At 62.5% G+C, this 3,168-nt stretch carries 3 protein-coding genes; 2 read left to right on the forward strand and 1 reads right to left on the reverse strand.

All coding sequences use genetic code 11. The features are described 5' to 3' along the window. On the forward strand, positions 1 to 1,567 hold a 1,567-nt coding region (locus tag ACL06G_RS21355; protein WP_412836516.1), incomplete at its 5' end, for an RHS repeat-associated core domain-containing protein. Positions 1,568 to 2,292: 725 nt separating this feature from the next. Here ACL06G_RS21355 and ACL06G_RS21360 read toward each other — a convergent pair. Further along, positions 2,293 to 2,565 carry a hypothetical protein gene (locus ACL06G_RS21360; protein WP_412836517.1) on the reverse strand — a complete coding sequence of 91 codons (273 nt, stop codon included), beginning with the start codon at positions 2,563 to 2,565 and terminating at the stop codon, positions 2,293 to 2,295. Positions 2,566 to 2,733: 168 nt separating this feature from the next. Between ACL06G_RS21360 and ACL06G_RS21365 the strand changes: the two genes are divergently transcribed. Continuing rightward, positions 2,734 to 3,168: transposase family protein (locus ACL06G_RS21365; protein WP_412836518.1), on the forward strand; the 435-nt coding region annotated here is incomplete at its 3' end.

Here is a 3,168-nt window from a genome sequence, read left to right on the forward strand (position 1 = left end):
AGCGCGACGCGGAACACGTCGTCACGGAACTCTTGGGGATAGGGAACTGGCACGGCTACATCCTTCCAGGCCGCCCTACGGGCAAGCCAGGTCAGGTGTCACCCCACCGTGCAGCAGTCCCTACTGCTACACCGGCGCTCAGCCCCACACCCTCACCGGCACCAGCACAACAGCCGACTGCACCAACCCCGGCCGCGACTACGCCTACGACCCGGCAGGCAACACCACCCAGCGACCGGGGCAGACCCTCACCTGGAACACCGAAGGCAAACTCGCCCAGGTCACCGAAGACGTCGTCGACACCCACTACCTCTACGACGCCTCCGGAAACCTCCTCATCCGCCACACCGAAGGCGGCGAACGCGTCCTCTACGCCGGCGACACCGAACTCCACCTGCGCGCCGACGGTACGATGTGGGCCCAGCGCTACTACGGGACCCCCGACATGACCCTCGCCGTTCGCAGCAACCGCGACAACGCAAACGACCAGTCAGTCTCCTCTCTCGCCGGCGACAAACACCGCACGAGCACGATCGCCGTCGATGTCAGCGAAGAACAGTCCTTCGTCAAACGCGCCTTCACACCATTCGGGGAACAACGTACCGAAGCCAGCATCGGCAACTGGATCGACGACAAAGCCTTCATCGGCAAAACCCACGACAAAGCAACCGGCCTCACACACATCGGCGCACGCGAATACGACCCCACAACAGGAACCTTCCTCAGCGCCGACCCCGTACTGCAGACTGGTGTCTCCCAGACGCTTAACGGCTACTCCTACGCCCGGCAGAACCCCTACACCTACACCGACCCCACCGGTGAACGCCTCGCCTGCGGTGGTGAGGGTTCCGACACCAAGTGCCCCGAGAGGCCTGACGGGACGGAAGGAAACGGAAGGCCGCAAGAGGCCGTAGATTTTAGCAAACCTGCGCCGCACCATCCGTGCAACGGGCCTTCCTGTAAGGGCGGTGGCGGAACGCAAGGGCCGACTGAGACAAAGAGTAAAATCGAAGAAGTGCTACAAGACGGGGAAACGCTGAAAAAGATGGCCGCAATTGCCGCGAAGATTATTGCCGTAGGAGGTATCGACGACTATGCGGCTCAGCGGTTTTATAAGGCCATGGCGAAACCCATAGGGAGTGTTCGCACCGTAGGGATGTGCGGCACCCTCAGTGGAGGAGAAGTGATCGGAGGTAGCTTTTCCTCTTGTGTAGTTGTCACCCGAGTCTCAGATGGCGACTTTGTCCTTGCAAGGAGCCAGTCAGTAGGTGTCGCAACAATGACCGCTGGCGGCAGTGTTTCAATCACGCTCCTTGCCAGCAACGCCGACGATCCCAGCCAGTTGCACGGCCATGGCTTCGACTTCGGACTTAGCGCCGCTTGGGGTAGTGGCGTCACTACAGACCTGGAATTCGGAATCGGCTCTGAGACCTCCGAGGGGAATCAGGTCTGGGCTGCACAGGGTGGCTACGAGTACGGGGCGGAGGTAGAAGGTTCCGTAGGATACAATTACACAGGAGAAGATGGAATGGTTGGAGATGCGATGTCGGAGCTACTTGCCCGCTAGAGAGAACGGGTCTCGCCGACTGGATGACATCTATTGGATGCGAGAATGAGCGACCCTTCAAAGTTTAGCGATGATGCCATCGTGCGCTTGATATTTGCGCCGATTATGCTGATCGTTGGCACTGTAATCCTATGCAACTATAAGCGAATTATCGAATACGTCTATTTCAGAAGCCAAGACAGAATGCCAGGCGCATTGATTTTGCTTATGTATCGACTGATTGGCGCCGTGTGGGTAATCGCTTCGGTCTCACTTCTCATTGGACTGTGGTGAGCATGAGACATTTTTCCTAGCCTCGATCTTGCGTGAGAGTCCTCGTCAGCACAGCTGACGAGGACTTCTTGCTGGGACGGCGCCTGCTCCCATGAGCACGTCGTCGCGGGCTTCCTGACTTGGCTCACGGTTGGCGGGTGAGCGAGGGTGCGGTGCGTTGACCCTGGATATTCAGCGGGATTGGGTGACCTGACGCCCTGATAGTAGAAAGGTGCCGCTGACCTGCGAGGATGCGAGTGTCTACGTCGTATCCGCTACAAGAGTCAGGGCACCTTTCCGGTGATCGAGCGTACAGGGTGGGACCGTCGGCTGGCCGTGCAGGCCGACGGCAAAGGGCTGATCGGTCATGCGGGGGCGGTGCTGCTGCGCAGGTGCGCGGACCGTGTGGGGCTGACCGGTGCGCTGGCGAAGGTGCTGCCGTCCGGAGGGGGTAACGGCTGGCGGGACCGCGCTCAGCTCGTGGTCCAGCTCTCGGTTGCTCTCGCGCTCGGTGCGACGAATCTCTTGGAGGCCGAGCAACTGCACCTGCACCACCGGCCGCGGGCCTGCAGTGCGGCCAGGCGCTGGCCCTGAGCCTCTTCCGCAGTTTCCGAGCCGGGTTCCGGCGCGTGGGGGTCGGTGATCTCCAGCACGTCGATCTCCCACCGCGCCAGCAACCCCCGCTCCACGGCCTCCATCAACTCCAGCTCGAACAGCACCGGCCCATACAGCAACTGATCGTCCATCGAGGCCACCAGGGCTTGATCAAGTTCCGGGGTCGTGCCGCTGGGTCTGGCCGTGACCGGTTGGGGTGCATGGCAGAGCAGGCACGGGCTTCGTGATCATTGGGGTGTCGAAGCTCAACGATCGTGAGGTGGCCCGTGCCTGCCGCTGTATCTTCTCCCATCCCGCCGGTGTTGGTGAGGCTGGGGCCGCTGGACATCGGCCAAGTTGCTGACCTGGGGACGTTCCTGGACCTGGTGCCCGACCCGCGTGCGAGGCGGGGTCGCTGGTACTCGCTGACCGCGATCCTTCTTGTCTGTTCCTGCGCGGCTGTCTCGGGAGCCAGGAGCGTCGATGAGATCGCCGAGTGGGCAGGGCGGGCCTCGGACACCGTGCTGAGGGCCGTCGGAGTCCGGCGGCATCCGCTGCGGTGGCGTCGTTCTCCCTCGCGGACCACGATCGGCCGTGTGCTGGCGGCCGTCGACGGTGACGCCCTGGACCGGGCCGTCGGCGCCTACCTCGTCGGCCGGAACTCCGCGGGAACGGCTTCGGAGCAACGGCAAGTGATCGCCGTCGACGGCAAGTCGCTGAGAGGATCCGGCCGCCTGTCCGCCGGTCGCAGGCAG

Origin of the sequence: Streptomyces callyspongiae, from assembly GCF_047200695.1 — a bacterium.
Classification (GTDB): domain Bacteria; phylum Actinomycetota; class Actinomycetes; order Streptomycetales; family Streptomycetaceae; genus Streptomyces.

Coding starts and splice junctions, on each gene's coding strand:
- ACL06G_RS21360 (WP_412836517.1), bottom strand. CDS start 2,565: ATGGACGATCAGTTGCTGTATGGGCCGGTGCTGTTCGAGCTGGAGTTG.